This window comes from Thalassospira profundimaris WP0211 (assembly GCF_000300275.1).
In the GTDB taxonomy this organism is placed as follows: Bacteria; Pseudomonadota; Alphaproteobacteria; order Rhodospirillales; family Thalassospiraceae; genus Thalassospira; species Thalassospira profundimaris.
In genome coordinates this window covers 112,496-137,714 of sequence record NZ_AMRN01000011.1, presented here as the reverse complement: position 1 = coordinate 137,714, position 25,219 = coordinate 112,496, and the positions used below count along the sequence as shown (strand labels likewise).

The window sequence follows — 25,219 nt, the reverse complement described above, 5'->3', positions numbered from 1 at the left end:
GGTGGTGATGCGATGGGGGTAAGAAATGCCCCGGCAGTCGTTCAACTGCCGGGGCGGGCTGGGCCGATGCGGCATCGGTGGGGGTTGGGGCGATGCTGTTATCCCTGTTTTGCGGGAACAGGGGCGGTTCGCAGGCCCAGGGTTACGATGATCGATGCGGCGAGAAGCAGGAAGCCGGCGATGGTAAAGACGCCAAGCGCGCCGCTGGTGTCAAAGACAAGGCCGCCGACTGCGGCACCGGTGGCAATGGCAAGCTGGAAACCGGCGACCAGAAGTCCGCCGCCGCTTTCGGCCTCATCGGGCACGGTGCGCGTGATCCAGGTCGACCATGCGACCGGCACACCGCCAAAGGCCATGCCCCAGATCGCAACAAGCACGGTGGTCGGGGCAACCGCACCATCAATGGCGACCATGCCGACCCCGGCCAGCCCCATGATCATCGGCATCAGCGCAATGGTCATGCGCAGCGAGCGGGCAATCAGCGCGCCACCAACATAGGTGCCGATAAAGTTGGCGACACCAAAGCCCAGCAAAATGCCCGAGACACCCGCCGTCGTCACACCCGAGACATTTTCAAGGAACGGGCGGACATAGGTAAATAACGCGAAATGGCCGGTAATGATCAGGACCAGTGAAAACAGCCCGAATTTCATGCGTGGGCGGTTGATGACCTCTATCAAGGTGCGCAGGGTCGCACGCCCGCGCGGTGGCATTTTGGGCAGCGTTGCGAATTGAACGACAAGGGCCAGAACACCCAGCAGGGACGCCAGCATAAAGACATTGCGCCAGCCAATGACATCGCCAAGATAGCTGCCGAGCGGGGCGGCAAAGACGGTGGCGGCGGAAACGCCGCTAAACAGGATGGCAAGGGCGCGCGGGACGTTCTTTTCCGGCACAAGGCGCATGATGATGGCCGCCGACATCGTCCAGAAACCACCAAGGGCAACGCCCAGCAAGACCCGGCCAGCCAGAAGGATGGCATAGTTCGGGGCCTGTGCGATCATGATGTTCGCGGCAATCAGAAGAACCGAAAAGCCAAGCAGAACATAGCGGCGGTCGATCTTGCGGGTAACGGTCGCGGTCAGAAGGCTGGTGATCAGGGCCATAACGGCGGTGGCCGACATGGCCTGACCGGCCATGCCTTCGGTAATGCGCAGATCATCTGCCATTGGGGTGAGCAGGCTGACCGGCAAAAATTCGGCCGTGACCAGCCCGAATACCCCAAGCGTCATGGAAATCACAGCGGCCCATGCAGCAGGTGCGGGCGCAGTGGTTTGATCCACGGCTTGGTCGGGGCGGGATTGCGGTTCACTCATGGGAAGTCCTTCGAGTTGATGTTTTGCATTGCACCCAAAATAGTCTGGACCGTTCGGACGATCTATGACAGTTTGTCTTTATTCATTGATCAATCGTCCGGAATGTCATGTCGCTTATTGCAAATGCAGATCTAAACAGCCCGTCCGATCATATCGAAGGCCAGTTCAATCCCGCCGGTCATGACATGGTAAATGAACTGCTTTCCGGTGTGCGGTTACGCGGCCTTGATTATCGTCGCATCGAAATATCCGCCCCGTTCGGTTTGCGGTTTGGCGAGGATGTTGACGATGGCCGCGCCTGGTTTCATTTCATCGGGCAGGGCACGGTCCATTTGCGGACCAAAAGTGGTGCGACCCATGTTCTGGGCTGCGGGGATGCGGTGTTGTTGCCCTGTGCGGGCATTCACGATCTTTATAGCCAGGACGGCGTTGCGATGCGCAGCATTGATGCGTTTGAAAAGGCGCCGCTATGTGATGCGGCATCTGAAATCCGCGCCTGCGAAGCCGATGTGTGCCGATCAAAGGACAATCTGATTTTCAGCTGTGCGATGGAATTTGATCTTGGCTGGCTGCATCCGTTGGCCCACCTCAAGCCGGAAATCATGCATATCGAAACGGTGCCGGATCATGATCCGCAAATCCCGGCGATCCTTGATGTGATGACCGCAGAACTTCGCGCCAAGCGGCCGGGATATGGCGTGATCCTGACCCGGCTTGCCGATGTGGTGGCCGCCGCAATCCTTCGGCGCTGGGTCGAGACGGGGTGTGATGTATGCGGCTGGGTGGAAGCGATCCGTGATCCCAAGCTGGCGCGTGTTCTGGCAGCCCTGCATAAGGAGCCGGGGCGGAGCTGGTCGGTTGCGGATATGGCGTCCGAAATGGGGGTGTCGCGGTCTGTCTTTGCCGAGCGATTTGTCGAGCTGACGAAATCAACGCCGCAGCAATATCTGACCAACTTGCGCATGCGTCTGGCCAGCCAATGGATCGGGCGTGAAAACCTTTCCTTGGATGACGTGGCCGATCGTCTTGGTTATGCCTCGGTCGCGGCATTCAGCCGGGCGTTTAAACGCACCACGGGGAAATCCCCCGGTGCCGTGCGTGCCACCTAACGGCCGATCCCGCCAAATTGCGTTGCATGCGATTACGGCGTGCTGCGCACGACCGCGACCAGATATCGGCAGTTCTCACCGCCTTGGTTGTGGAAAATGCAGTCCTGTGGTGGGCCCAGTTCGAGGCAATCCCCCTGATCAAGCTGGTGTACACGGTCGCCTTCGTGAAACAGCAAGGTTCCCTCCAGAACCCAGATGGCCTGCTGGATGAAGGTGAAGGCCGCGGCGGGCATGGAGACCTGTTGACCGGCGGGCAGATTGACTTCGACCAATTCCAGCGGGATTTTCTGACCCGAAAGGACCTGACGGCGATCATAGCCGGTTTCAGGATCGGACCATAATGGCTGCGTGGCGTATCGGCGTACACCATGGTGGACAGATGCGGTCCGTGAAAGCAGAGCCGATACGGTCAGCGATAATGCCCCGGATAGCCGACCAAGAACCGTCGCCGTCGGGCTGGCTTCGCCGCGTTCGATCTTGCTGATCATCGCCTTGGAGACGCCGGATTTCTCGGCAAACTGGCTGAGTGACCAGCCGCGATTTTCCCGTTCGTGGCGAATGCGTGCTGGTAACCATGCTGTGGTGTCGTCTTCCATATTGGTCAAAATTCCATATTTTTCGTTAAAGATAGGCATTGACCGTCTACTATAATGGATTAATGTCTGCAACAGGTAACTGACATCGTGAAGTGGAGACGAGCATGCATTTACGTGATGCGACCAAGGGCGATATTCCGGAAATTCTTGAAATCTACAACCAAGTGCTGCGCGACAGCACAGCGATCTATGATGATACGCCATCCACCCTGGAGGAACGCCATGCGTGGTTTGCGGACCGTCAGGAAAAGGGCTTTCCGGTGTTTGTCGTTGAGGATGATGGACGGGTTTTGGGATTTGGGTCCTATGGCCCTTGGCGTACGCGGTGGGGATATCGTTTCACGGTCGAACATTCGGTGCATGTACATGCCGACCATCGTGGGACGGGTGTTGGCGGGGTTTTGGTGCGCGCACTGATTGACCATGCCAAACAGGATGGCATGCATGTCATGGTTGGCGGGATTGATGCCGAGAACGTCAATTCAATCCGCTTTCATGAGCGACTTGGCTTTGTCGAGGTCGGGCGGGCGCGGCAGGTTGCGCGGAAGTTTGATCGCTGGCTGGATCTGGTGACGATGCAGCTTTTTTTGGAGGATGCGTCGGTTTCGCCGTGATGTGCGGTTCGGCTGTAAGTGTTGGCCGCTGCCGTCACGGGGACTGGAACAGCGCGTCCTGAGCGCTGTGTGCCGCGTATTTCAGGTGTTTTAGTGTGTCGCTGCTGGTTTCAAGCAGGGCGGGTGATGCGCCAAACACCGAAAAGGCCGAGATCATATTGCCATGTTTGGTCAGGATCGGCACGGCGATGGCATAGATGTCTTTTTCGCGCTCGCCATTATTGGTGGAAAAGCCCTGATCACGGATGGTGGCAAGTTCGGCCCTTAGATCATCAAGGTCGGTGATGGTGTGATCCGTCATGCCCGTTAGCCTAGCGTTTTTGAAATAGCGGTGCTGATCATCGGGGCTCAGATGTGCCAGCCACAGCTTGCCATGTGCTGTGCAAAAGGCATCAAGGCGCGACCCAATCCGGATATCGACATAAAGCGCCCGGTCGGGCAGGGCCTTGGCAATGCAGACCGCTGCGTCGCGATCAAATTCGGTCGCCATGCAGGCTTCGCCTGTTTCGCGCGCCAACTGATCAAGGATCGGCTGCAGGATGGTCGGCAAGTTGCCATCATGTAAAACACGATCACCCAGATCGGCAAACATGTATCCCAACCGAAAGACACCGCGTGATGTCACCCGCAATGCCCCGGCATGAACCAGCGTGTGCAAGAACCGGTGCGCGGTGATCATGTTGATGCCCAGCGCATCGGCCGTTTCCTTGGCGGTCAGTTCGCTTTGCCCCGCCGCAAACAGATCAAGAATTTTAAAGGCCTTAAGCACGGAACCATTGAGTTGGCTGGTCATCGGGTCGCTTTTCTCCACGCAAACAGATCGGGCGCCGCTGTGCCGTCTTGACGACCACCGGATTTCAATCATAAACTATATTATAAATCGTATTTCAAATATAGAAATAACGGGCATGGTCCCGGAAAGCAAGAGGCGTCTGATGAAAAGCGATAAGCAGGAAAATCCCGGCCAACTCACCCTGACCGCCGGTGGGGCGGTCCTGGCCCGCATGAAGGCCATCGGGATTGACTATATCTTTGCCAATTCAGGGACCGATTTCCCGCCGATCATCGAAGGCCTGGCCGAGGCCGCGGCAAAGGATATTGACCTGCCACATGCACTGATCATGCCGCACGAAAATGCGGCGATGGGGATGGCGCACGGCTATTATCTTGCGACCGGCAAGACGCAGGCGGTGATGGCGCACACCAATGTCGGCCTTGCCAATTGCGCGATCGGGGCGATCAATGCTGCGACCGAACATGTGCCAGTCGTCTTGATGTCGGGCCGAACGCCGGTAATGGAAAAGGGGCGTCTTGGGGCGCGCACCGTGCCGATTGGCTGGGGCCAGGAAATGCGCGATCAGGCAGCCTTGGTGCGTGAAAGCACGAAATGGGAGTACGAACTTAAATTCCCCGAACAGGTGCCGGATGTTGTCGACCGTGCCTATGCCATCGCGTCATCGGTGCCCAAGGGCCCGACCTATGTCAGCCTGCCGCGTGAAGTTTTGTGTGAACCGTGTCCGAGTGATCAGATTGAAGGGCCGCTTCGCATGCAGCCGGTCCCGGTCGCCCCGCCACAGGCCGTGGTGGAACAGGCAGCCGACATTCTGGCCAAGGCCAAGAACCCGGTGATCATTGCCCAGCGCGGCACCGGTACGGCCGAGGCGTTTGGGCGTTTTAGCGATCTGGTCGATCAGTGGGGCATCCCGGTTGTGCAATACTGGGCGATCCAGCTTGCCATTGGCACCGAACATCCAATGTTTGCCGGGATGGATCCGGCACCGTGGCTTAAGGATGCCGATGCGGTGGTGGTGATTGATTGCCTGGCCCCCTGGTCGCCCGATATCCATGATTTGCGCGCTGACTGCAAAGTCATTCAGGTCGGCCAGAACCCGCTTTATTCGCGCTTTCCGGGGCGGAACTTTGCTGCTGATATCTCGCTGGTCGGCGAGACCGGTGATGTAATCATGATGCTGGCAGATGCCATGGACCGCCGCCATGAAGACCACAAATCGGTTTGTGCCGATCGCCGAGACAAAGTCGCAGAGACCAACGCCGAGACCCGCAAAAAGGCGCTTGCAATGGCAGATGCCGGCGCGGTGGATCCGATGACCAAGGCTTATGTGTCACGCTGTCTTTCGGATGCGATTGCCGGGCGCTCTGCCACGGTATTTTCCGAACTGGGCTGCCCGCTGGAGCCGCTTTCGCTTTCGGAACACAGCAGCTGGTATCAGGAACCGCATTCCGGCGGGCTTGGTTGGTCCTTCCCGGCGGCGATGGGCTATCAGTTGGCGGATAAGGACAAGTTGGTTGTCGCGACCATGGGCGATGGATCCTATATGTTTGCCAACCCGACGGCGTGTCATCAGATTGCCGAGGCGTTGGAGCTTCCGATCCTGATCCTTGTGCTCAACAACAATGAATGGGGGGCGGTGCGCCAGTCTGTCACAGGCATGTATCCCGATGGTTATGCGGCCAAAACCAACGAAATGCCGCTGACCGCCCTTAAGCCCAGCCCCGACTTCACCAAGGTCGCCGAGGCCAGCCGCGCCTGGGTTGCCAAGGCCAAGCGCGCCGAAGATTTGCCCGGTATCCTACGCGATGCGATCAAGCATATCGACACCAACCGCACCCATGCGTTTGTTGAGGTAACGATTGCGCCTTAAGCGACTGCTTATGTCATTAATGATCGGCGCCCGGCATATTGTCGGGCGTCATCGTTTTGATCAGATGCACTGTATTGTGGCATCGCAAAATGCCTGCTTGCATCGCAGGCAAATTCATTATTTCATAACGCTAATCATTTGAATTGCCTACCCGGAAGGAACCATTATGGATCGTGTCGTTGGAACATCGGGACGTATCGCGTTTGCAAGCGCGATGCGCAACCTCCTTGCGGATGTGTATCCTGGGCACGATCAAGCGGAATTGGTGCGTCGGGTTTTTGAAGTTCTTGGCTTGCCAATTGAGGGCGACGGGCCGGAGCCCTGCGAGGAATATTTGCGCAAATGGGATCAGCGCGATGCGTTTCTGATCACCTATGGCGACAGCATCCAGCAGGACGGTAAAAAGGGGCTGCAAAGCCTTGGCGAATTTCATCGCAAATGGCTGAAAGACTGGCTGACGGGTATTCATATCCTGCCGTTCCACCCGTTCACATCCGATGACGGCTTTTCGGTTAGTGATTTTGACATGCTCCGTCCGGAACTCGGCGACTGGAGCGATGTCGAGGAATTGTCAAAGCATGCAACCGTGATGGCCGATCTGGTGGCCAACCATATTTCGGCATCCCACCCGTGGTATCAGCAGTTTCTGGCAGGCGAAAAGCCCGGCATTGATTACATCAAGACCGCAAATCTTGAAGATGATCTTTCTGATGTCGTCCGCCCGCGCAGTCATGCGTTGCTCAATCACGTGGTGACCAAGCAGGGCGAGAAGCAGGTCTGGTGTACCTTTAGCTATGACCAGGTTGATCTGGATTACGGCAATCCGGAAGTATTCTTTGAGATGCTCAGGGTCGTTCTGAACTACCTCAAACATGGCGTGCGCGTGGTTCGGTTGGATGCCATCGGCTTTATCTGGAAGGAAGTCGGCACGACCTCGATCAACCTTGATCAGACCCACAAACTGATCAAGGCGATGCGTCTGGCGTGTAATGCGGTGCATCCCGATGTGTTATTCATTACCGAAACCAACCTGCCGCTGCTTGAAAACCTGTCCTATTTTGGCAATCAGGATGAAGCGCACCTGATTTATAACTTCTCGTTGCCGCCGGTGATCATTCATGCGTTGCTGAGTGGACGAAGCGATTTTATCCGCAAATGCATCATGGCAATGCCACCAGCACCTGCGGGCTGTACTTTCTTTAACTTTACCGCCAGCCACGATGGCATCGGCCTGCGCCCGGCTGAGAACCTGATCCCCGATGAGGATATTGAAGGCCTGCGCGATCACGCGGTCAAGATGGGCGGGCAGGTCAGTTACCGTGCGCTCAAGGGCGGTGGGCAAAAGCCCTACGAGCTTAATGTCACGCTGTTTAGCATGCTGGCACAAAACTTCGCCGGCGAGGCCACCATGGGGCTTGAGCGCTTTGTGATGAGCCAGGCGATAGCCATGTCGCTCGAAGGCATTCCGGCGATCTATATCCAGACCATTCTGGCGACCGAAAACGATCAGAAGGCCTATGAGGAAACCGGTATTCCAAGGCGTCTGAACCGGAAAATCTGGAAGCTTGATGATGCCGAGGAAACGCTGTCACGCGAAGGTGTGGCGCGATCGGCCTTTGATCAGTTGCGCGCGCTGATGTCAATCCGTCAGGGACAGCCGGCCTTCCACCCGAATGCCACGCAATATACCCTTAATCTCGGCTCGGAACTTCTGGGCGTCTGGCGGCAATCGCATCTGAATGAACAAAGCATCTTCTGCGTCTTTAACCTGACTGAAAAGCCCCAAGACCTTGATCTATCCAAGATCAACTTGATCATGACCGAAGGTTGGCAGGACCTGATTACACAACAGGTCGTGGAAGACTATAACGGCGTGATGAAACTGGCACCGTACCAGATCGTCTGGATTTCCAACATGGACGGCCGCAACCGCACCGAAAGCCGCCTGCTGCAACGCTATCGGGATGCGATGCCGGTTTAGGGGCTTGCGTTCAAAATAGCGGACGTTTTTTCAGGGATTTTTCCGACGCCAAGTAGTGAAACTCTCTAGGTTTTCCGTACCTTGTGGTGCGGCTTATAATCATTTGATTTTTAGTTTAGCGTGGCGTGATGAATCGCTATTGCAGAGCAGTATGTCTTTCCTGTATTCGTGGCCCGGATTGAGAGAGATCAAGGGGCATGGCGCGCAATGGCTTATGCGCAGGAAGTTCGGATTCCGCACTTGCCCGATGATACGGATTACCGCGTTCGGGCATATGTGGAAATCTGGTGGGATGCGGCACGTAACGGGCAAATTCCTGACCGCAAGCGTCTGAATGCAGATGTTCTGTCGCAATGGATCGATGACATCTGCATATATGAATTCCTTCCCGAAAAACGCGACTTCGTGATCCGCATTGATGCACCCAATATTATTGCTGCCAGTGGCGAATGTTATCAGGGGTGCTCGCCGCGCCAGATTGATCTCGATTTCGGCACCACCGTGTATCCAACGCTTCTGGAAGTGATTGAAACCGGAAAGCCCGCCTTTCATCGTGTCGGCCATGAACGCATGGTTTGGGAGGAATGGCTGCGCATAATGTTGCCGGTCCAGACCACCGACCGGGCAGGCAAGGTGATCCAGCAGGTCTTTGTCACTCATTTTCTCTATCGCGGGCAAAGCGAGCCGGATTAACGCCGCGCTTGTTTCGCATGGTGTCACGCCCCACGTGGATAAGGAAAGGGGCGATGGGTCCAATGCATGTCTGGATGCATGCATGCGATGTCAGTGTGACTGGGAATGGTATGGCAAAGCTTGGTGGTGAACGGGATAGGGAAATCCCGTTAACATATCTCGATGACGATGCGCCGCCTGCTGCGCAGGCTCTTCTGGATTTCTGGAACGCGCATGCGTCAGAGGGCAATCTTCCCACACGATCAGATTTCCAGCCTGATAACCTAATCCCTTGGATCGACGATATTTCTATCTATGAATATGTCCCGGAAAAGGATGACTTTCAGATACGGCTTGAAGGGGAGAATATTATCGCACTGACCGGTGAAAACTGGCGCGGTGCGTTTGCCCGCGAAGTCGATTGCCGCTTTTCAGGCGGACTGCATGCAGCGATGACCGAGGTCAGAATCACGGGCCGACCACAGATCCATCATTTGCGAATTTTTCAAAGGGAATGGCAAAGCGGCATCCGGTTGCTTTTGCCGGTTCTGCTGCAAAAACCGGGCAAGGAAGATGTTATCCAAATCTTCCTTGCGATTTTTCCGGTCGATGATTAGGCGCGATCAATTGCGCGCGCTATGCCTTGCCAATATCCATATCGTTGAGGTCATCTTCAACCGCAGCTGAAAGCTGTTCGAAGATGTCGCCCATGGCACTTTCAACACGCTGCCAACTTGGAATGAACGGGCTTTCCAGCGGGTTTTCAAGATAGTGCTGACCGGCACTAATGATCACTTCGGACAGGACTTCGACACAGTTTTCTTCCTCGTCACGATTGATCTTGAGCCCGTTAAACAGCGCATCGGCACGGTATTGTTCAATCAGGTCAAGGGCAGCCCGGTAATAGGTTGCCTTGAGTGTTCTGAAGGTTTCCGGGGTGAAGACCGTGCCCTGAGTTGCCAGTTTGCGGAACAGCGATTTGGCGATGTCACTTGCCATGCGTGACAGGCCGTCATCCTTTTGCGCCGGATCAAACTCGCGGTGCTTGTGGTCATAGATATCGGCGATATCGACCTGGGCGAGACGATGGACCGTGTGATTACGATACATCTCCGAGAGCATGGAAACTTCAAGGCCCCAGTCAGATGCCACGCGCAGGCCATAGGCCACATCGGTTCTGATCGCCATTTCGCCTGACAGCGCATAGCGGAAGCAATCAAGATAGTTGAGGAAATCGGTCTTGCCGACAACCTGCTTAAGCGCACGGATCAACGGTGTGACAAACAGGCGGCAAACGCGGCCTTTTAGCGTGCCATTGGCAACACGCGCATAATAGCCCTTGGCAAAGGCAAAGTTGAAGGCCGGGTTGGCAATCGGATACATCAGCTTTGCCGGAAGATCGGGCGTATAGGTCGCGATGTCACAGTCATGAATGCCGATAACGGAACTGCGCCCGGAGGCCAGCGTATAGCCAAGGCAGTACCAGACGTTACGACCCTTGCCCGGTTCATAGCGGGCCAGATTGTTTTCATTCAGGCGATCATGAACGCTGCGCAAGCGCGGCCCGTCATTCCACAGAATGCGGACATGTTGCGGCAGATCCTTGAAGAACTCACGCGCATGCAGGTATTGCTGCGCATCGGCGCGATCGAGCCCGACAACGATCTGGTCGATATAGGTTGCCTGTTTCAGTCCCTCGACAATTGTTGTCATCGCCGGTGTTTCCAATTCGGAATACAGGCAGGGCAGAATAAGGGTCTGACGCCGTTGGCGGGCAAAGGCGTTCATTTCATAGGCGAGTTCTTCCGGGTTTCGGTCAAGAATGCGATGAAGGGTTGTGATCGGGCCACCCTGATGGAAATCAGCCATGAAGTACCTCGCTGTTTTTATTGGTATTAGGGTCAGGACCTATTATCTGATCCAGAATGTCGTTAATCGCTTCGTTCCATCCCGCCGGTCCCGGTTTGGGTGCCACGCGCAAGTTGGGATGGTCAAGCAACGGCATATTGCGTTTGCCATGCTTTGATGGGATTTGAACGGCATAGTCTGCCTCGGCCAGCATGGGGATATCGTTCGGGGAATCTCCGAGCGCAATCGTCGTAAAGCGTTGCCGGCGTTTGTTTTCAGACGCATCTTCAAGCCAGGTGACGCTCAGGCGTTCAACCATGCGTCGCATGGCTTGTCCCTTGCTTGATGGGCCGCACAAAGTGTGGAACCGTCCACCTTTCACCAGCGTCAAATCATGCTTTTCGGCGATCTTGCGGGCAAGTGCGATGTCCTTGGCAGCAGGCTGCCAGATCAGCGGGTCTGAGCAATGACGCTGACCGGCGCGAATGGCGTCTTCAAGCGGCAAACCGGTTTCTGTTGCGATGATTTCCGGGCTTACGGTGCGAAAGCTTTCGACCGGGACCGTGACGGCCGACTTGATTTCTTCGCGGGTGCGATCAACGGTTTCGCTGGCCGGGCCATATTGTTCGACATTGCCATTCAGCGCGATAACGCCGCCGTTCTCGCCGATAAGTCCGTCAAACAGACCGGATGTCTGATTGATATGTTCCAGTTCGGCGAGTGTTTTTGAAGATACCGCGATCAGGGGGATGGAAAGCTGTTTCAGCCGATCCAGTGCGGGGCGGGCATCCGTCCAGCTATAGGTGTCATGATCAAGCAATGTGCCGTCAAGATCTGTGAAAATGGCGATGGCGCGGCTTTGAGGCATCTTCCCGTTCTGTCGCGGTTTTAAGGGATTTTTGGCCATTGTGCAGGGCCGAAAGAAACAACTTAGCATAGTGCTGACAAAGGATCGACAGTTCACAGGATGAATTTTTCATCACGACGACAAATGCGATGAATTTTCCGGCACTATTGCACCTGTTCCCAGACAAGGATCGGCCATTGGCGACACGGCGTCCGTCGGATGGTTAGAACCAGATTGCGCGCAAGGTATAACCAAAACCAAATACATGTTCGATTTGTCCAATCATTATCCCGGTTTGTCCATTCTGTCCTTACAGTAACAAGCGTATTCTTTCCGCAATGGAACGGTTCTTGTTCCAATTCAAAAACAGAACCAAAAACCGTGATCTTGTGAGGAAATCGTCATGCATGTCCCTGTCGTTATCGTTGGTTCGGGCCCGGCTGGTCTGCTGTTGTCACATCTGCTGCATGTGCAGGGGATTGATTCCGTCATTCTGGAACGCAAAAGCCGCGACTATGTCGAGGGTCGCATTCGTGCAGGCGTTCTTGAAATGGGAACGGTCGATCTGATGAAACGTGTGGGCGTCGATGCCCGCATGAACAAGGAAGGCATCATCCATGGCGGCATCTATATCAGCGTCAATGGCAAGCGCACGCATGTGAATATCGAAGAACTTACCGGTGGTTCGACCGTCATGGTGTATGGCCAGACAGAGGTCACCAAGGATCTGATTCAGGCGCGCCTTGATCACGGTGGAGAAATCATCTTCGAGGCCGAAGATGTCAGTCTGCATGATATCAATGGCGACACGCCAAGTGTTCGATATGTCAAGGATGGCAACGCGCTTGAACTGACGTGCGACTATATTGCGGCGTGTGATGGTTTCCACGGCGTCGGTCGCAAGACCCTGCCGGGCGTCAAGGAGTTCGAGAAGGTCTATCCGTTCGGTTGGCTGGGCGTTCTGGCCCATGCAAAGCCGGTTGCCGAAGAACTGATTTACGCCAAACATGACCGCGGCTTTGCTTTGTGTTCGATGCGCTCGGACAAGGTTGTGCGTCACTATGTCCAGGTGCCGATGACGGACAAGATCGAAGACTGGTCTGATGACCGGTTCTGGAACGAGCTTCGCACCCGTCTTGGTGAAGAGGACGCCGAACTGGTCAATGAAGGCGAAGTGTTTGAAAAAAGCATCGCGCCGCTGCGCAGTTTTGTGGCGGAACCGATGCAACATGGCCGTCTGTTCCTTGCCGGTGATGCCGCCCATATCGTGCCGCCGACCGGTGCCAAGGGCCTGAACCTTGCGGCGAGTGACGTTCACTACCTGTCCGAGGCCTTGATCGCAAAATACAAATCCAACCGCGAAGATCTGCTGGCAAGCTATTCCGATACGGCACTGGCCCGCGTCTGGAAGGCAGAGCGGTTCTCGTGGTGGATGACTTCCATGCTGCATACGTTTGATGACCAGAATGAATTTGATGGTCGCATTCGCAATGCAGAGCTTGAATATATCCTGTCGTCAAAAGCAGGTCTGAAAACCCTGTCGGAAAATTACGTCGGTCTGCCTTACTGATCAACGTAACGGGGATACCCACCCCCGACGGAGAAGTCCCGCTCTCCATTTCCGCCCAGAAGTCCGACAGGTCATGAAACGGTCCGCAACCCACGCGGACCGTTTCTTTTTGGCATCGGTTGCAGGGTTTTTATGTATGGTCAAACCGTTATGCCCCGAAATCATCACAATTGGTTGGGGAACCTTATGCCATGTCCGCACGTTTCCTGTGTGTTGCTGTTTTCAAAACAATAGGAGAAAACCATGGCGACCAAGACCGAGACGACTGCTGATAATGCAAAACTGCAGGCGGATGTCGATGCCCTGCGCAGCGATCTGGCCGAAATCACCAAAACCCTGAAGACGATGGGTGGCCAGGCGGCAGAGACCAGAACGCAGGCAGCTGCGGAGCGCATTCGTGAAGTGACCGGTCAGGCGCGCGATCAGTTTGATCATGCACGCGGTGTGGCTGTGGATCAGGTTCGTGATAAGCCGCTGGCATCTGTAGCTGTGACCTTTGGTATCGGCCTGCTTGTCGGCCGTTTGCTGCACAAATGATTGATCAGCTGACCGACATACTTGTCGATCAGGCAAAGGCCGCGGTCCGAAAGGGCGCGGCTTTTGCCGTGATCGCAATTGTAATGTTGATCGGGGCAGGGTTCTTGCTGGCCGCCATCTATATGGCGATTGCCGCATCCTTTGGCGCGATTGCGGCTGCCATGGCGATTGGCGGCACGCTGGTGACGCTTGGGTTGGTTGCCCTTGCCATCATGTTGCAGCGTGATCCCGGCGATGCGGTTGATCCCGCAGCCGTGCATGACGATGCTGCGCGCAGGCAAAAAACCGAAGATGACATGTTGTTTGACCTTTTGGTGCATTCGGCCATGACCGGTTATGCCACAGGCCAGGGCAACAAACCGCGCATGCAATCGGGGTTTGATAAAATGGTCACCGACCTTGCAGCTCTTGGTATTTTCGATCCCCCGAAGGGACAGATGGAAACCCAAGAAGCGCACCATGATCCGAATACAAAAAAGGCGGGATAGCTGATCAAGCTGCCCGCCTTTTTTAATGCTGTTTTCGCCCGGCTTATTCGCCGTGGAAATGGACCGTGCCGATAAAGGGCAGATTGCGGTTGTTCTGGGCATAATCGATGCCATAACCGACCACAAATTCGTCAGGGATATCAAAGCCGCAGAAATCAATCGGGATTTCAACTTCGCGGCGCGACGGCTTGTTCAGAAGCGTGCAGATTTCCAGACGGTTCGGATCGCGGGTTTTCAGAAGTCGAACCACTTCTGACAGGGTGTAGCCGGTATCAATGATGTCTTCGACCAGCACGACATCCTTGCCACGGATCTGACCATCAAGGTCCTTGACGATGCGCACATTGCGCGAACTTTCCGTGGAATCGCCATAGCTTGATGCGACCATGAAGTCGACTTCGACCGGTACGGTCAGTTTGCGTACCAGATCGGCGATGAAAACAAAGGAGCCGCGCAGCAGGCCGACAACTATCAGCTTTTCGGTATCCTTGAAGCTTTCATTGATCTCGGCGGCAAGCGCATCGATCTTGGTGGCAATCTCGTCCGCCGTTATCAGCGGCTTGACATCATAATCGGCCATAAATTCCGGTCCTGAAGCGTTATGGTGTGATGCTTCGCTTGCTAGCACAAGCCGGTCACGATGACCAGCCTGTGAATGGTAACAGAAGTATAATCCTTCCAAGCTTGGAGATGTTATCGCGTATGGGGGGAATTAAGCTGTGGATTTGTCCGCAAAGAGTGCACAGTGCCGTTTTTTGCCAGCCAAGTGAAAGATGTGCAAATTGGCCACTAAGCCACTTCGTTTTCAGTGGCCAGATGTGCGACCAGTGATTTGAGGTTGCGGCTTCGGACCAGATGCAAAAAAGCCTGTGCCGCGGGTGGCAAGGTACGCCCCGATCGCCAGATCAGACCGATGTGACGCAGCAAAACCGGGCTTTCCAGTTGTCTGAAAACCAGCGGCGCGCGCCCAAGAACCGGAAGCGTCAAGGACGGCAGGGCCGTAATACAGAGCCCTTGGGACACAAGTGCGCCTGCGGTTGCCAGATGGGCCACCTCAAAGCGGGGGTGGAAGGCAAAGCCGTGCTGGGTGCAAGCGGCATCAATGATCGAGCGCACACTTGTTTCACGCGACATTGCCACCATTGGCTGCGACAGGATTTCTTCCCATTTGTACGTCCGGTTTTCGTCAAGAAACCCGCCCGGTGCCCCGACGGCGATGAACCGGTCGCTCAGCAATCGTTGGAAGGACAGGTTATCGGTGTCCTCGACCACATCGGCGGTGAAGCCGATATCGGCACGCCCCATTTCGACTTCGCGCAAGACCCCCTCGGACAGCATGTCATTCAGCTGAACATCAACATTCGGGTGGGCCTGCATGAATTCGGCAATCAGCGGTGGCAGCAGTCCGGCCGTTACCGACGGCAGGCCGGCGATGGTCAGTTTCCCGCGTTTGGTGTTGAGGTAGGTGTCAAATTCGTCGAGGGCGGAATCAGTGGTATTCAGGATCCTTTCCGCCAGTCTGAGAAACATCTTGCCCTGTTCGGTCAGTGCAACGTTTCGTGTGTCACGGTCAAAAAGCCGCGCCTGCGTGCGGTCTTCGATCCGGCTGATTTGCCGACTGAGCGTCGATCCCGAGATGCCAAGTCGTTGAGCCGTCTTGCGAAAACTGCCCGTTTCGGCAAGAAGACAGAAGGATCTTATTTCTTCGGTATCAAGATTGATGCGTTTCATGCATCAATTATCTCATTATTTGATCTTCCTGCAACAAAGAAACTGGTCGACACTTTCGGTCCGTCCAAAAACAACCAAGCACAAGACTTGCCGACGGAACGTTAAACATGCCGATGACGGCATAGGGAGGAATACATTATGAAACTTTCAAAACTCGCCCTGGCGGGCGTGCTCGCCTTTGGTTTGTCGGTACCGGCTTTCGCACAGGAAAAGCTGCTGATCGGCTCGACGTCTGCATCATCTTCGCATTACGGCTACTTTGTTTCTGTGGCCAAGCTGATCAACGATGCCGACAACGGTATCGAGGCATCCGTTGTTGAAACCGGTGCGACGATGGACAACCTGCGTCGTATTGAACGCGATCAGATCGACCTTGGTCTGGTCACGACCAACGTCGCCCAACACGCCCATGCCGGGACCAAGGCCTTTGACGGTCGCGCGATGGACGGGCTTGGTCTGTTGTGGGTTTATACCGGCGCACCGCAGAACGTGATCGTGCGTGAAGATTCCGGTATCGCGACGCTTTCCGATCTTGCAGACAAGCGCTTTAATCCCGGTATCAAGGGATCGGCAACCGAAAGCACGACAGAGGCCGTGTTCGAGGCCCTTGGCCTTTCGGCTGAATATGTACGCGGGTCGACCACCGATGTTGTCGACATGATCAAGGACAACCGTGTCACCGGGTATGTTAAATCCGGTGCCGGTCTTAAACTTGATAGCTCCACGCTTGATATCGCAACATTTACACCGATCAAGGTCCTCAGCCTGACCGATGATCAGAAACAGGCCCTGATTGAAAAGATGCCTGATATCTCGGTCGTTGATATCCCCGAAGGTGCCGCAGACGGTGTTGATGCCTATTCCACCTGGAGCTTTGGTGTCGGTGTTGGCGCAGGTGCAAGCCTGTCCGAAGATGCCGCCTACAAGATTGTCGACGCAATCATGTCGGATACGGAAGTGCAGGGCACCGCAATGGCAAGTGTCAAAGGGGTTAATCTGGCCGAGCTGACCTTGCAGTATGCGACAATCCCGCTGCATCCCGGGGCTGCGAAATGGTTCCGCGAGAACGGCTACGATATCCCGGCCAAACTCGATCCGTCCAAATAACAAGAAACCGGAACTCTTAGAGGAAAACCGTCATGTCTGTGCGCATCCGCGACGGGTTTGCGTTGCTTGTGGGTATATTCGTCTTCTATACCGCCGCAACCGGCCCATTTGAGAGCCTTATTCAAAGGGCGGTTTTCCTCGCACTTGTGACGTGCCTTGGACTAAGTCTTTATCCGTTGGGTAAGGGAACCGGTTGGCGAACAATCGGTTTGATCGTTGATCTGTTGCTGGCCGCGGTGACAATCAGCGCATGTGGCTATATCGTCGTGAACTACGATGAAATCATGACCACTTTGCCATGGGCGACGCAACTGGACATGGCTTTGACCGTTGGTCTGGTTGTGACGGTTCTTGAAATTGGCCGCCGTGCTGTGGGGGCTATTTTCCCGGTCCTTGTGATTGTCGGCCTGCTTTATGCGCTGCTTGGCGAATATCTTCCGGGCAGTCTTGGCCATCGCGGTTTTGATATAGAGTTTGTCACCGAAACCATTTTCCTTGGCGATCTTGGAATTTGGGGCATGTTGACCGGCGTTGCGGCCACCGTGATTGCAGCCTTCGTGCTGTTTGGTGCCTTGTTGCTTCATACCGGCGGCGGGCAAAGCTTTATGGATCTGGCGATGCGTCTTGGTGGTCGCCAAAAGGGCGGTGCCGCCAAGATCGCAATTATTTCCAGCGGTCTGTTCGGAATGATTTCCGGATCGGCGGTTGCCAACGTCGCCACCACCGGCAATTTCACCATCCCGATGATGCGTCGTCTTGGCTATCCCGGGCCACTGGCCGCGGCCGTTGAGGCCGTTGCCTCCACCGGTGGGCAAATTGCCCCGCCAATTATGGGGGCAGCCGCCTTTGTGATGGCCGAAATCCTTGGCATTGCCTATGTCGATGTCATGGTCGCGGCGATCATTCCCGCCGTTTTGTTTTATCTGTCGGTGTTTGTGACGGTCCACATCGTGGCAACCAGAAGAAACCTTAAACTGGTGCCCGAGGATGAGCTTCCGGCCTGGTCAGAAATTCTTGCCTTGCGCAAGGTGCTGCCGATCATCGCAGCCCTTGGGGGACTTGCTGTTGGCATCTTTATGGGGCGCTCAGTTGCGACCTCGGCCTTTTACGGGATGATCGCACTTCTGATTGCCTTTGTGGCGACGTCTGCCGGGCGCCTGTCGGTTGGCGAAATGTTCAAGCGGGTTCTGGCCGGTGTCACCGATGCCGGCAAGGGCATGGTGATTATCGGGGTGTTGCTTGCCGGGGCACAGATCCTTGTTTCCATGATCAACATGACTGGCATCGGCGTGACGTTGAGTTCCATGATTGTTGCCATTGCCGGGGATTCAACCGTTCTTGTGGCGATCATTGTCGGGCTGGTGTGCCTGATTATGGGCATGGGATTGCCGACAACCGCGGCCTATGTGCTGGTGGCGGCCGTTCTTGCCCCGGCGATGACCGCGGTCGGTGTCGAGCCGCTTACAGCCCATCTCTTTGTATTTTACTTTGCGACCATATCGGTGATTACGCCGCCGGTTTGCGTGGCGGTGTTTGTCGCGGCCGGAATTGCGCAGACCAACTGGCTGCCTGCCGCGTTCGAGGCGGTGCGCCTTGGGGCGATGACCTATATCGTGCCGTTCATGTTGTTGCTGTATCCGGGCATGACAGCCGGGGGCGGCGGTTTGGCCATTATCAATGCGGTCCTGTCCGGTCTTGTTCTTGTGGTTGCCATTCCGGCATTGCTTGGTGGGCAGACATTCACCGGAAGGCTGTGGCTTGACCGCGCGATGCTTGTGATTGTCATCGGGGTCGCGCTTTGGCCTGCATTCCTGACGCCGATGATCGCGGCAATGTTGCTTGGCGGTGCCTTTTTCGTTGGGCGCAACATGCGCCGCGCGGCCATGGAGGGTGGCCAATGAAAACCATCCGTATTGGCACAGGTGCCGGCTTTTCCGGCGATCGGATTGAACCGGCTGTTGATCTGGCTGCGAAAGGCAATCTTGATTATCTGGTTTTCGAATGTCTGGCGGAACGCACCATTGCACTTGCCCAGCAGGCCAAAATGCACGATCCGAATGCCGGGTTTGACCCGTTGCTTGAACGTCGCATGCGCGCGGTTTTACCGATCTGTCGCGAAAAGGGTGTTCGGGTGATTTCAAATATGGGGGCGGCAAATCCGGTGGCCGCCGCCAAACACACCATCAATATTGCACGTGAGTTGGGCCTTTCGGGCCTGCGGGTTGCCGCCGTGCAAGGAGACAATGTTCTTGATGTTCTGTCGCCCGATGCATTTGTGATCGACGAGGCCAATTGCACGCTTGGCGAATTCCAAAAAGAAGTGATTTCGGCAAATGCCTATTTGGGGGCAGGTGGCATTGTTGATGCGCTTAAGGCCGGTGCGGATGTTGTCCTGACCGGGCGGGCCGCCGATCCCGCGATGTTTCTGGCACCGCAGATATTTGAATTTGGGTGGCAGATGGATGACTGGACGCGCTTGGGGCGCGGTACGCTTGTTGGGCATCTTCTGGAATGCGGCGGGCAGGTTACTGGCGGCTATTTTGCCGATCCGGGGTTAAAGGATGTGCCCGATCTGGCCAATCTTGGCTTCCCGATTGCCGAGGTTGATGAAGATGGCAACGCCGTCATTACAAAATTGCCGGGCACCGGGGGCTTTGTGAATGCCGCAACGTGCAAGGAACAGTTGCTATACGAAGTCCATGATCCGAAACGCTATATCCAGCCAGATGTCATTGCCGATTTTTCCGCCGTTGAAATCACCGAAGTGGGACCGGATCGTGTGGCGGTATCGAATGGGGATGGTTTACCCAAAACCGGTACCCTTAAGGTTTCGATCGGCTATATCGATAGCTGCGTCGGGGAGGGGCAGATATCCTATGCCGGGCCCGGTGCGGTAGAGCGCGGGCAACTGGCACTTGATATCCTTGATCAACGCATCGAGCAGATCGGGATTGCCTGTGATGAAGTGCGCGGTGAACTGATTGGCGTCAATTCGATTTTCAAGGATGTTGCGGCATCCGAATGTGCGCCGTCAGAAGTGCGCGTGCGCTTTGTGGTCAGGACACGCGATCTGCAAACGGCGGCCCGAATTGGCGAGGAAGTCGAAAGCCTGTATCTGAATGGCCCTGCCGGGGGTGGTGGCGTAACCAAGTCAACGCGTGAAATCGTTGCCATTGTTTCAGGGCTCCTGCCCGAAGACAGGCTGGTAACGCGGTTCGAGATGATGGAGGCGTGAGCATGCAGCTTCGCGATATTGCGCATTCGCGCACCGGCGATAAGGGGAATATCTCAAACGTTTCAGTGATTGCCTATCGCCCGGAAGACTGGCCTGTTTTGCTTGAACAGGTGACCGCAGAACGGGTTCGAGATCATTTCGGCTCTTTGATTGCGGGCGATGTCGTGCGTTATGAATTGCCGCAGATCGGGGCGCTTAACTTTGTGATGTATGAGGCGCTGGGCGGCGGGGTTACGCGGTCCCTTGCACTCGATCCGCATGGCAAATGCCTGAGTTCGCGGCTGCTGACCTTGCCGATTGAGGTGCAACGCTAACCGGACAAGCCAGCGACTTACGCCGCCTTGAAAATCACCGGCGTGTCGCCTTCGTGCCATTGGTCATATTTGGTCATGGCGCGTTCAAAAAGCTCGGAGGCCAGGAAATCATCAAGCCAGCGCTGCACATGAACGAACGGCATGGCGTCAAACGCCTCTTTGTCGGTATTGGCAAACTGGCGGATGAAGGGGGCAATGGCGAAATCGGCCAAGGCCGGGCGGGACCCGAACAGGTATTTGCCAACCGCCAACCGGCCATCAAGGCGGTTAAGGATCTTTTCCGCATCCCGACGATGTTCGAGCGGGTCTACGTCTTCATAGCGGTTGGGATATTTGTAACGATCAAGGTGATGCTTGAACGGGCCATCATTTTGCGAAATCAGGGCCAGCATGTCGTCAAGCGTGCCGCTTTCGGGTGTCAGCCATTCAAGCGGATCATTTTCCGCAAGTGCCCAGACCATGATTTCAAGGCTTTCATCGACCACCGTGCCATCGGGAAGGACCAGAACCGGGACGGTTGCCTTGGGCGATACATCGATCATGCTTTGCGGTTTGTCGCGCAGGACAACTTCACGCAGTTCGACGTCAATTTCGGCGGCCAGCAAGGCAATACGTGCGCGCATGGCATAGGGGCAGCGACGGAAACTGTAAAGGATGGGCCGGGATTGCGCAGCAGCGTCTGCTATGGCCTTCGCAGGGGGAAGGTCGGTGGTTTCGGTTTTGGCAGATGCGGTGCTGGTTTCAGCCTTGGGCATAACTTCGATTTCGGTCATATATTTGGCTTAAACGGTGCCCGCGGGCAATGCAATAGACAATCGCGTGACAACCGGAATGCGCAAACATCCGGCTCCTTAACGCGTATGCTGCAAAAAATGGCCGGTTTTACGACTTTTTTGGCCCGATGGGCTTGATTTTACTGTCCGGTTTGTGAAAGGACAGTGCACCAGATTTAACAAAAGACTTTAGGATAGAGGGCAGACGCCAAAGTGCGTATGAGATATCCTGTGGTCTTGCAGACCAAAGCCGTTGGAAAGAACAAGGGGCAAGTCCTATGACACCGACAGAGATCGCACGCGTCGAAGATTATCTGCGTCGCACGTTTGATAACCCGAAAATCGCCATTGATGCGCCCAAGAAAAAAGGCCATCCGATTGAAATGCGTGTTGGCGACGAGTTCGTCGGTGTTGTCCATCGTGACGAGGATGAAGGCGAAGTCAGCTACTCGCTGAACCTTGTCATCCTTGAAGAAGATCTGCCGCCGGCACCCTGATCTCTGATCTGACTTGATCTGACTGATCGAATTTAAAACGCCCCGTCGCCAGTTTTGGCCGGGGCGTTTTGCGTTTGCTACGACAGCATCTGACGGATTTCGTCCGGGGTGGCGACCTTGCCTTCGACCAGGATGTCGTCATCGGCCATCAGGGCCGGGGTCCGCATGATGCCGGCATCAATGATCTTGTTGGTGTCGGTGACCTTTTCGATCTCGTAATCAAGATCAAGCGCCTGTGCGGCTGCTTCGGCGTTTTTGGCCAATGCCTGACACTTTGCGCAACCACTGCCATAAATGCTGAGTTTCATCTTTGATCTCCTGTGATCAGAATGATTGAATGTTGCCGTAAACAAAGCCCGAAATCGTCGCCATGACGACGACCAGCGCACAGTAAACCAGCGTTTTCTGCGTGCCGATCACGGTGCGGATAACCAACATGTTGGGCAGCGACAAAGCAGGCCCGGCCAAAAGCAACGCCAGAGCCGGTCCCTTGCCCATGCCTGCGCCCATCAGGGCTTCGACAATCGGGATTTCCGTTAAGGTCGAAAAATACATGAACGCGCCCAGAACCGATGCCAGCGCGGTCGAGGTCAGGGAATTGTCGCCAACAGCTGCCTGCACCCACTCGTTGGGGATTAGACCTTCATGCCCCGGTCGGCCCAGCAGCAGGCCAGCGATGAACACCCCCATCACCAGAAGCGGCAAAATCTGTTTGGTGAAATCCCAGCTTTGATCGACCCATTCACGGTCCTGGTCGCGCGTCAGCGCAATCATCATCAGGCCGATCACGCCAATGGCAAAGGCCAGTTGCGGATATTGCGGAAATATCACGGCAGCAAGGATGACAATTGCCGCAAGCCCTGAGACCTGTTTAACCGGCCAATTCCATTGCCAGATCAGAAGTCCGGCAAAGCCCGCCGCCAGAAGGGCGGTGGTGGTCCATTTAACATCATAAACCGCCATCCAGACTGGGCTTCCGGGGACGGAAGCCCAGTTGGCAAAGACCAGAATGCCAACCATCAGACCAAAAAACGCAATGGTGATCGAAAGCGGTTTGCCATCATCGTCGCCGCCAAAGCCGCGTTTGGATTTCTGGGCGCGATCATGTTCCTCGTGACGATAGATCAGATGCATGATCAGGCCGATGACAATGGCAAAGACAATCGCGCCAACCCCGCGCGCAAGGCCGATTTCAGCCCCCAATACCTTGGCCGTGACGACAATCGCCATGATATTGATCGCGGGCCCGGAATACAGAAACGCAATCGCCGGACCAAGCCCGGCACCGCGTTTGTAAATCCCGCCAAACAACGGCAATACCGTGCAGGAACAAACCGCCAGCAACGTGCCCGAGATTGATGCCACGCCAAGTGCAACAGGGCGCGATGCATCCGGGCCGAGATAGCGCATCACCGATCCCTGACTGATGTAAACCGCCATCGCCCCGGCAATCACAAAGGCCGGAAGCAAACACAAAATCACATGTTCGCGGGCATACCAGTTGGTCAGATAGACGGCCTCAAGCACCGCATTGTCAAACCGCCCCGTGCCAGCCGGGATGAAATAGATCGCAAGGAAGCCCAGCGAAATGGCGGCAAACAGCCGTCCTTCGCGGGGGTTTTCACGATAAAGCGCGATCAGGCGATGAAGCATCGGACGGTCTCCATATGACCACGACGGGCGTTGTTGTTTTTAATCTATCCAGATTGGCCGACTATTACTTTGATACATCGCAACGTTGTGCACTGCCGCGACGCGGGGCAGGGCATCCCGCCATTTTCCGGATGGTCGCGCTGAACACGGATCGGGCTCGGAAACATTCGAAGGCCGATTTCAACCAATCGTCGCAAATCTTCTCAGCACAAGAGGAAGTTTAGGGGGCGCAGCCCAGTTCGTTTGACAGTGGCGCGAACGCGGGCCTACCGTTTTGGTTGCACTGCGAATATCAAAAAACGCGCGGTGGGTTCGGTTCGGGCAGGGGTGCGGCGCAAGATCGCATGGACCCGGACATCAACAACAATCCTGACACTCCAAATCAGGGAAGAGGAAACAGAATATGAGCAGTCCATCAAATCGTGGCGTTGTATTCAAAGGTCCGGGAAAAGTCGCAATTGAAAACATCGCGTTTCCGGAATTGGCGCTGGGCAATCGCAAATGCCACCATGGCGTCATCCTGAAAGTTATCACCACCAATATCTGTGGCAGTGACCAGCACATGGTGCGCGGCCGTACAACCGCGCCCGAGGGGCTGGTTCTTGGCCATGAAATCACCGGCGTGATTGTCGAAACCGGCCGGGATGTCGAGTTCCTTAAGGTCGGTGATGTGTGTTCCGTGCCGTTCAACATTGCGTGCGGGCGTTGCCGCAATTGCAAATCCGGCCTGACGGGCATTTGCCTGAATGTAAACCCGGCACGTCCGGGTGCGGCTTATGGCTATGTCGATATGGGCGGCTGGGTCGGCGGACAGGCCGAATATGTCATGGTGCCCTATGCCGACTTCAACCTGTTGAAGTTCCCTGATGCCGATCAGGCGATGGAGAAAATCCGCGATCTGACGCTTCTGTCCGACATCTTCCCGACCGGCTTCCATGGCTGTGTCACGGCCGGTGTTGGTCCGGGCAGCACAGTTTATATCGCCGGCGCCGGTCCGGTTGGCCTTGCGGCGGCGGCATCGGCGCATCTTTTGGGGGCGGCCTGCGTGATTGTTGGCGACATGATTGATGATCGTCTGGCACAGGCACGCAGCTTTGGCTGTGAAACCATCGATCTTAAAAAAGACATGCCGATGGAAGACCAGCTTGAAGCGATCCTGAATGATCGCGAAGTGGATTGCTTTGTCGATTGTGTGGGCTTTGAAGCCCATGGCTGTGGCTGCAACCACAATCACGAAGCCCCGGCAACGGTTCTGAACTCTGCCATGCAGGTGACCCGTGCCGGTGGTTCGATCGGCATTCCGGGCTTGTACGTGACCGAGGATCCCGGTGCGGTCGATGATGCCGCCAAGGTGGGCGCACTTAGCATGCGGTTCGGTCTGGGCTGGGCAAAGTCCCATTCCTTCCATACCGGTCAGTGCCCGGTGATGAAGTATCATCGCAACCTGATGCAGGCGATCCTGTTTGAAAAGATCGATATCGCCAAGGCGGTCAATGTGCAGATGATCAACCTTGATCAGGCACCAAAAGGCTATGCCGACTTTGACGGCGGGGCGGCGAAGAAATTCGTCATCGACCCGCATGGCAGTGTCGCTGCCTGACCAAGCATTCACCAAAACGCATCTCTGGCACCCCGGTCTTTGGCCGGGGTGTTTTGCATCCCCCTGAA

25 protein-coding genes are annotated in these 25,219 nt (G+C 55.6%); 15 read left to right on the top strand and 10 right to left on the bottom strand.

The features are described 5' to 3' along the window. Positions 1–98: 98 nt before the first annotated feature. Positions 99–1,316: an MFS transporter gene (locus tag TH2_RS18315; RefSeq protein WP_008891937.1), complete on the bottom strand. Its 1,218-nt coding sequence runs from the start codon at positions 1,314–1,316 to the stop codon at positions 99–101. A gap of 107 nt (positions 1,317–1,423) precedes the next feature. Here TH2_RS18315 and TH2_RS18310 point away from each other — a divergent pair, with 107 nt between their 5' ends. Continuing rightward, on the top strand, positions 1,424–2,425 hold the full coding sequence (locus TH2_RS18310) for an AraC family transcriptional regulator (protein WP_008891936.1): 1,002 nt from the start codon (positions 1,424–1,426) through the stop codon (positions 2,423–2,425). A gap of 32 nt (positions 2,426–2,457) precedes the next feature. Here the strand turns inward: TH2_RS18310 and TH2_RS18305 are convergent, their stop codons facing one another. Further along, positions 2,458–3,060, bottom strand: a complete 603-nt coding sequence (locus TH2_RS18305; protein ID WP_238538732.1) for a helix-turn-helix domain-containing protein — start codon at positions 3,058–3,060, stop codon at positions 2,458–2,460. Positions 3,061–3,125: 65 nt separating this feature from the next. Between TH2_RS18305 and TH2_RS18300 the strand changes: the two genes are divergently transcribed. After that, positions 3,126–3,635 carry a GNAT family N-acetyltransferase gene (locus tag TH2_RS18300; RefSeq protein ID WP_008891934.1) on the top strand — a complete coding sequence of 170 codons (510 nt, stop codon included), beginning with the start codon at positions 3,126–3,128 and terminating at the stop codon, positions 3,633–3,635. A gap of 34 nt (positions 3,636–3,669) precedes the next feature. Here the strand turns inward: TH2_RS18300 and TH2_RS18295 are convergent, their stop codons facing one another. After that, positions 3,670–4,428, bottom strand: a complete 759-nt coding sequence (locus tag TH2_RS18295) for an IclR family transcriptional regulator (RefSeq protein WP_008891933.1) — start codon at positions 4,426–4,428, stop codon at positions 3,670–3,672. 142 nt (positions 4,429–4,570) lie between these two features. Between TH2_RS18295 and TH2_RS18290 the strand changes: the two genes are divergently transcribed. The 4 genes from TH2_RS18290 (at position 4,571) to TH2_RS18275 (ending at position 9,568) form a co-directional block, all read left to right on the top strand. After that, the gene (locus TH2_RS18290) at positions 4,571–6,298 is read left to right on the top strand and encodes a thiamine pyrophosphate-requiring protein (RefSeq protein ID WP_008891932.1); all 1,728 of its coding nucleotides are present in this window, start codon (positions 4,571–4,573) and stop codon (positions 6,296–6,298) included. A 166-nt stretch (positions 6,299–6,464) separates the two neighbouring features. Continuing rightward, positions 6,465–8,279, top strand: a complete 1,815-nt coding sequence (locus TH2_RS18285) for an alpha-amylase family glycosyl hydrolase (RefSeq protein WP_008891931.1) — start codon at positions 6,465–6,467, stop codon at positions 8,277–8,279. A 207-nt stretch (positions 8,280–8,486) separates the two neighbouring features. Further along, positions 8,487–8,972: a hypothetical protein gene (locus TH2_RS18280; protein ID WP_008891930.1), complete on the top strand. Its 486-nt coding sequence runs from the start codon at positions 8,487–8,489 to the stop codon at positions 8,970–8,972. A 53-nt stretch (positions 8,973–9,025) separates the two neighbouring features. Beyond that, the gene (locus TH2_RS18275; protein WP_008891929.1) at positions 9,026–9,568 is read left to right on the top strand and encodes a PAS domain-containing protein; all 543 of its coding nucleotides are present in this window, start codon (positions 9,026–9,028) and stop codon (positions 9,566–9,568) included. 19 nt (positions 9,569–9,587) lie between these two features. Here TH2_RS18275 and TH2_RS18270 read toward each other — a convergent pair whose 3' ends face one another. Together TH2_RS18270 and TH2_RS18265 are read right to left on the bottom strand one after the other, a co-directional pair. Continuing rightward, positions 9,588–10,820: a glycosyltransferase family protein gene (locus TH2_RS18270; protein ID WP_008891928.1), complete on the bottom strand. Its 1,233-nt coding sequence runs from the start codon at positions 10,818–10,820 to the stop codon at positions 9,588–9,590. Next, complete coding sequence (locus TH2_RS18265) at positions 10,813–11,667, bottom strand: HAD-IIB family hydrolase (protein WP_008891927.1); 855 nt, start codon at positions 11,665–11,667, stop codon at positions 10,813–10,815. The genes TH2_RS18270 and TH2_RS18265 overlap by 8 nt, the downstream gene beginning before the upstream one ends. 382 nt (positions 11,668–12,049) lie before the next feature. Here TH2_RS18265 and pobA point away from each other — a divergent pair, with 382 nt between their 5' ends. The 3 genes from pobA (at position 12,050) to TH2_RS18250 (ending at position 14,241) form a co-directional block, all read left to right on the top strand. Beyond that, positions 12,050–13,216 carry a 4-hydroxybenzoate 3-monooxygenase gene (gene pobA / locus TH2_RS18260; RefSeq protein WP_008891926.1) on the top strand — a complete coding sequence of 389 codons (1,167 nt, stop codon included), beginning with the start codon at positions 12,050–12,052 and terminating at the stop codon, positions 13,214–13,216. Positions 13,217–13,459: 243 nt separating this feature from the next. After that, entirely contained in the window at positions 13,460–13,753 is a 294-nt protein-coding gene (locus TH2_RS18255) for an ElaB/YgaM/YqjD family protein (protein WP_008891925.1), read from the top strand. Next, positions 13,750–14,241, top strand: coding sequence for a hypothetical protein (locus TH2_RS18250; protein ID WP_008891924.1), 492 nt, complete (start codon positions 13,750–13,752; stop codon positions 14,239–14,241). The genes TH2_RS18255 and TH2_RS18250 overlap by 4 nt, the downstream gene beginning before the upstream one ends. Positions 14,242–14,284: 43 nt before the next feature. Here the strand turns inward: TH2_RS18250 and hpt are convergent, their stop codons facing one another. Together hpt and TH2_RS18240 are read right to left on the bottom strand one after the other, a co-directional pair. Next, positions 14,285–14,821 carry a hypoxanthine phosphoribosyltransferase gene (hpt, locus tag TH2_RS18245; RefSeq protein WP_008891923.1) on the bottom strand — a complete coding sequence of 179 codons (537 nt, stop codon included), beginning with the start codon at positions 14,819–14,821 and terminating at the stop codon, positions 14,285–14,287. A 209-nt stretch (positions 14,822–15,030) separates the two neighbouring features. After that, positions 15,031–15,972: a LysR family transcriptional regulator gene (locus tag TH2_RS18240; RefSeq protein WP_008891922.1), complete on the bottom strand. Its 942-nt coding sequence runs from the start codon at positions 15,970–15,972 to the stop codon at positions 15,031–15,033. Positions 15,973–16,110: 138 nt separating this feature from the next. Between TH2_RS18240 and TH2_RS18235 the strand changes: the two genes are divergently transcribed. The 4 genes from TH2_RS18235 to TH2_RS18220 are packed head-to-tail and all read left to right on the top strand — an operon-like array spanning position 16,111 to position 20,628. Further along, complete coding sequence (locus tag TH2_RS18235; RefSeq protein ID WP_008891921.1) at positions 16,111–17,079, top strand: TAXI family TRAP transporter solute-binding subunit; 969 nt, start codon at positions 16,111–16,113, stop codon at positions 17,077–17,079. Positions 17,080–17,111: 32 nt separating this feature from the next. Continuing rightward, positions 17,112–18,980 (top strand): TRAP transporter permease, encoded by a 1,869-nt coding sequence (locus TH2_RS18230; RefSeq protein ID WP_008891920.1) that lies wholly within the window; start codon positions 17,112–17,114, stop codon positions 18,978–18,980. Beyond that, complete coding sequence (locus tag TH2_RS18225) at positions 18,977–20,314, top strand: acyclic terpene utilization AtuA family protein (RefSeq protein ID WP_008891919.1); 1,338 nt, start codon at positions 18,977–18,979, stop codon at positions 20,312–20,314. The genes TH2_RS18230 and TH2_RS18225 overlap by 4 nt, the downstream gene beginning before the upstream one ends. 2 nt (positions 20,315–20,316) lie before the next feature. Then, positions 20,317–20,628 carry an AtuA-related protein gene (locus TH2_RS18220; RefSeq protein WP_008891918.1) on the top strand — a complete coding sequence of 104 codons (312 nt, stop codon included), beginning with the start codon at positions 20,317–20,319 and terminating at the stop codon, positions 20,626–20,628. 17 nt (positions 20,629–20,645) lie between these two features. On the opposite strand, the gene TH2_RS18215 is transcribed toward TH2_RS18220, so the two are convergent. After that, a complete protein-coding gene (locus tag TH2_RS18215) occupies positions 20,646–21,401 on the bottom strand; it encodes a glutathione S-transferase (RefSeq protein ID WP_008891917.1) in 756 nt (251 codons plus the stop codon). A gap of 278 nt (positions 21,402–21,679) precedes the next feature. On the opposite strand from TH2_RS18215, the gene TH2_RS18210 reads away from it, so the two are divergent. Next, positions 21,680–21,898, top strand: coding sequence for a DUF3126 family protein (locus TH2_RS18210; protein ID WP_008891916.1), 219 nt, complete (start codon positions 21,680–21,682; stop codon positions 21,896–21,898). 77 nt (positions 21,899–21,975) lie between these two features. Here the strand turns inward: TH2_RS18210 and TH2_RS18205 are convergent, their stop codons facing one another. After that, positions 21,976–22,206: a thioredoxin family protein gene (locus TH2_RS18205; protein ID WP_008891915.1), complete on the bottom strand. Its 231-nt coding sequence runs from the start codon at positions 22,204–22,206 to the stop codon at positions 21,976–21,978. Positions 22,207–22,222: 16 nt separating this feature from the next. After that, positions 22,223–23,551 (bottom strand): permease, encoded by a 1,329-nt coding sequence (locus TH2_RS18200; protein ID WP_008891914.1) that lies wholly within the window; start codon positions 23,549–23,551, stop codon positions 22,223–22,225. A gap of 403 nt (positions 23,552–23,954) precedes the next feature. Between TH2_RS18200 and fdhA the strand changes: the two genes are divergently transcribed. Beyond that, positions 23,955–25,151, top strand: a complete 1,197-nt coding sequence (gene fdhA / locus TH2_RS18195) for a formaldehyde dehydrogenase, glutathione-independent (RefSeq protein ID WP_008891913.1) — start codon at positions 23,955–23,957, stop codon at positions 25,149–25,151. The last annotated feature ends 68 nt before the right edge of the window (positions 25,152–25,219 follow it).

What these genes read in the sequence shown, in the direction of transcription:
- TH2_RS18205 (WP_008891915.1), bottom strand. Translation starts at nt 22,206, where the DNA reads ATGAAACTCAGCATTTATGGCAGTGGTTGCGCAAAGTGTCAGGCATTG.
- TH2_RS18220 (WP_008891918.1), top strand. Translation starts at nt 20,317, where the DNA reads ATGCAGCTTCGCGATATTGCGCATTCGCGCACCGGCGATAAGGGGAAT.
- pobA (WP_008891926.1), top strand. Translation starts at nt 12,050, where the DNA reads ATGCATGTCCCTGTCGTTATCGTTGGTTCGGGCCCGGCTGGTCTGCTG.
- TH2_RS18305 (WP_238538732.1), bottom strand. Translation starts at nt 3,060, where the DNA reads ATGCCTATCTTTAACGAAAAATATGGAATTTTGACCAATATGGAAGAC.
- TH2_RS18290 (WP_008891932.1), top strand. Translation starts at nt 4,571, where the DNA reads ATGAAAAGCGATAAGCAGGAAAATCCCGGCCAACTCACCCTGACCGCC.
- TH2_RS18270 (WP_008891928.1), bottom strand. Translation starts at nt 10,820, where the DNA reads ATGGCTGATTTCCATCAGGGTGGCCCGATCACAACCCTTCATCGCATT.
- TH2_RS18280 (WP_008891930.1), top strand. Translation starts at nt 8,487, where the DNA reads ATGGCTTATGCGCAGGAAGTTCGGATTCCGCACTTGCCCGATGATACG.
- TH2_RS18235 (WP_008891921.1), top strand. Translation starts at nt 16,111, where the DNA reads ATGAAACTTTCAAAACTCGCCCTGGCGGGCGTGCTCGCCTTTGGTTTG.
- TH2_RS18295 (WP_008891933.1), bottom strand. Translation starts at nt 4,428, where the DNA reads ATGACCAGCCAACTCAATGGTTCCGTGCTTAAGGCCTTTAAAATTCTT.
- TH2_RS18285 (WP_008891931.1), top strand. Translation starts at nt 6,465, where the DNA reads ATGGATCGTGTCGTTGGAACATCGGGACGTATCGCGTTTGCAAGCGCG.
- TH2_RS18200 (WP_008891914.1), bottom strand. Translation starts at nt 23,551, where the DNA reads ATGCTTCATCGCCTGATCGCGCTTTATCGTGAAAACCCCCGCGAAGGA.
- TH2_RS18250 (WP_008891924.1), top strand. Translation starts at nt 13,750, where the DNA reads ATGATTGATCAGCTGACCGACATACTTGTCGATCAGGCAAAGGCCGCG.
- TH2_RS18240 (WP_008891922.1), bottom strand. Translation starts at nt 15,972, where the DNA reads ATGAAACGCATCAATCTTGATACCGAAGAAATAAGATCCTTCTGTCTT.
- TH2_RS18230 (WP_008891920.1), top strand. Translation starts at nt 17,112, where the DNA reads ATGTCTGTGCGCATCCGCGACGGGTTTGCGTTGCTTGTGGGTATATTC.
- TH2_RS18275 (WP_008891929.1), top strand. Translation starts at nt 9,026, where the DNA reads ATGGGTCCAATGCATGTCTGGATGCATGCATGCGATGTCAGTGTGACT.
- TH2_RS18210 (WP_008891916.1), top strand. Translation starts at nt 21,680, where the DNA reads ATGACACCGACAGAGATCGCACGCGTCGAAGATTATCTGCGTCGCACG.
- TH2_RS18265 (WP_008891927.1), bottom strand. Translation starts at nt 11,667, where the DNA reads ATGCCTCAAAGCCGCGCCATCGCCATTTTCACAGATCTTGACGGCACA.
- hpt (WP_008891923.1), bottom strand. Translation starts at nt 14,821, where the DNA reads ATGGCCGATTATGATGTCAAGCCGCTGATAACGGCGGACGAGATTGCC.
- TH2_RS18255 (WP_008891925.1), top strand. Translation starts at nt 13,460, where the DNA reads ATGGCGACCAAGACCGAGACGACTGCTGATAATGCAAAACTGCAGGCG.
- fdhA (WP_008891913.1), top strand. Translation starts at nt 23,955, where the DNA reads ATGAGCAGTCCATCAAATCGTGGCGTTGTATTCAAAGGTCCGGGAAAA.
- TH2_RS18225 (WP_008891919.1), top strand. Translation starts at nt 18,977, where the DNA reads ATGAAAACCATCCGTATTGGCACAGGTGCCGGCTTTTCCGGCGATCGG.
- TH2_RS18310 (WP_008891936.1), top strand. Translation starts at nt 1,424, where the DNA reads ATGTCGCTTATTGCAAATGCAGATCTAAACAGCCCGTCCGATCATATC.
- TH2_RS18215 (WP_008891917.1), bottom strand. Translation starts at nt 21,401, where the DNA reads ATGACCGAAATCGAAGTTATGCCCAAGGCTGAAACCAGCACCGCATCT.
- TH2_RS18300 (WP_008891934.1), top strand. Translation starts at nt 3,126, where the DNA reads ATGCATTTACGTGATGCGACCAAGGGCGATATTCCGGAAATTCTTGAA.
- TH2_RS18315 (WP_008891937.1), bottom strand. Translation starts at nt 1,316, where the DNA reads ATGAGTGAACCGCAATCCCGCCCCGACCAAGCCGTGGATCAAACCACT.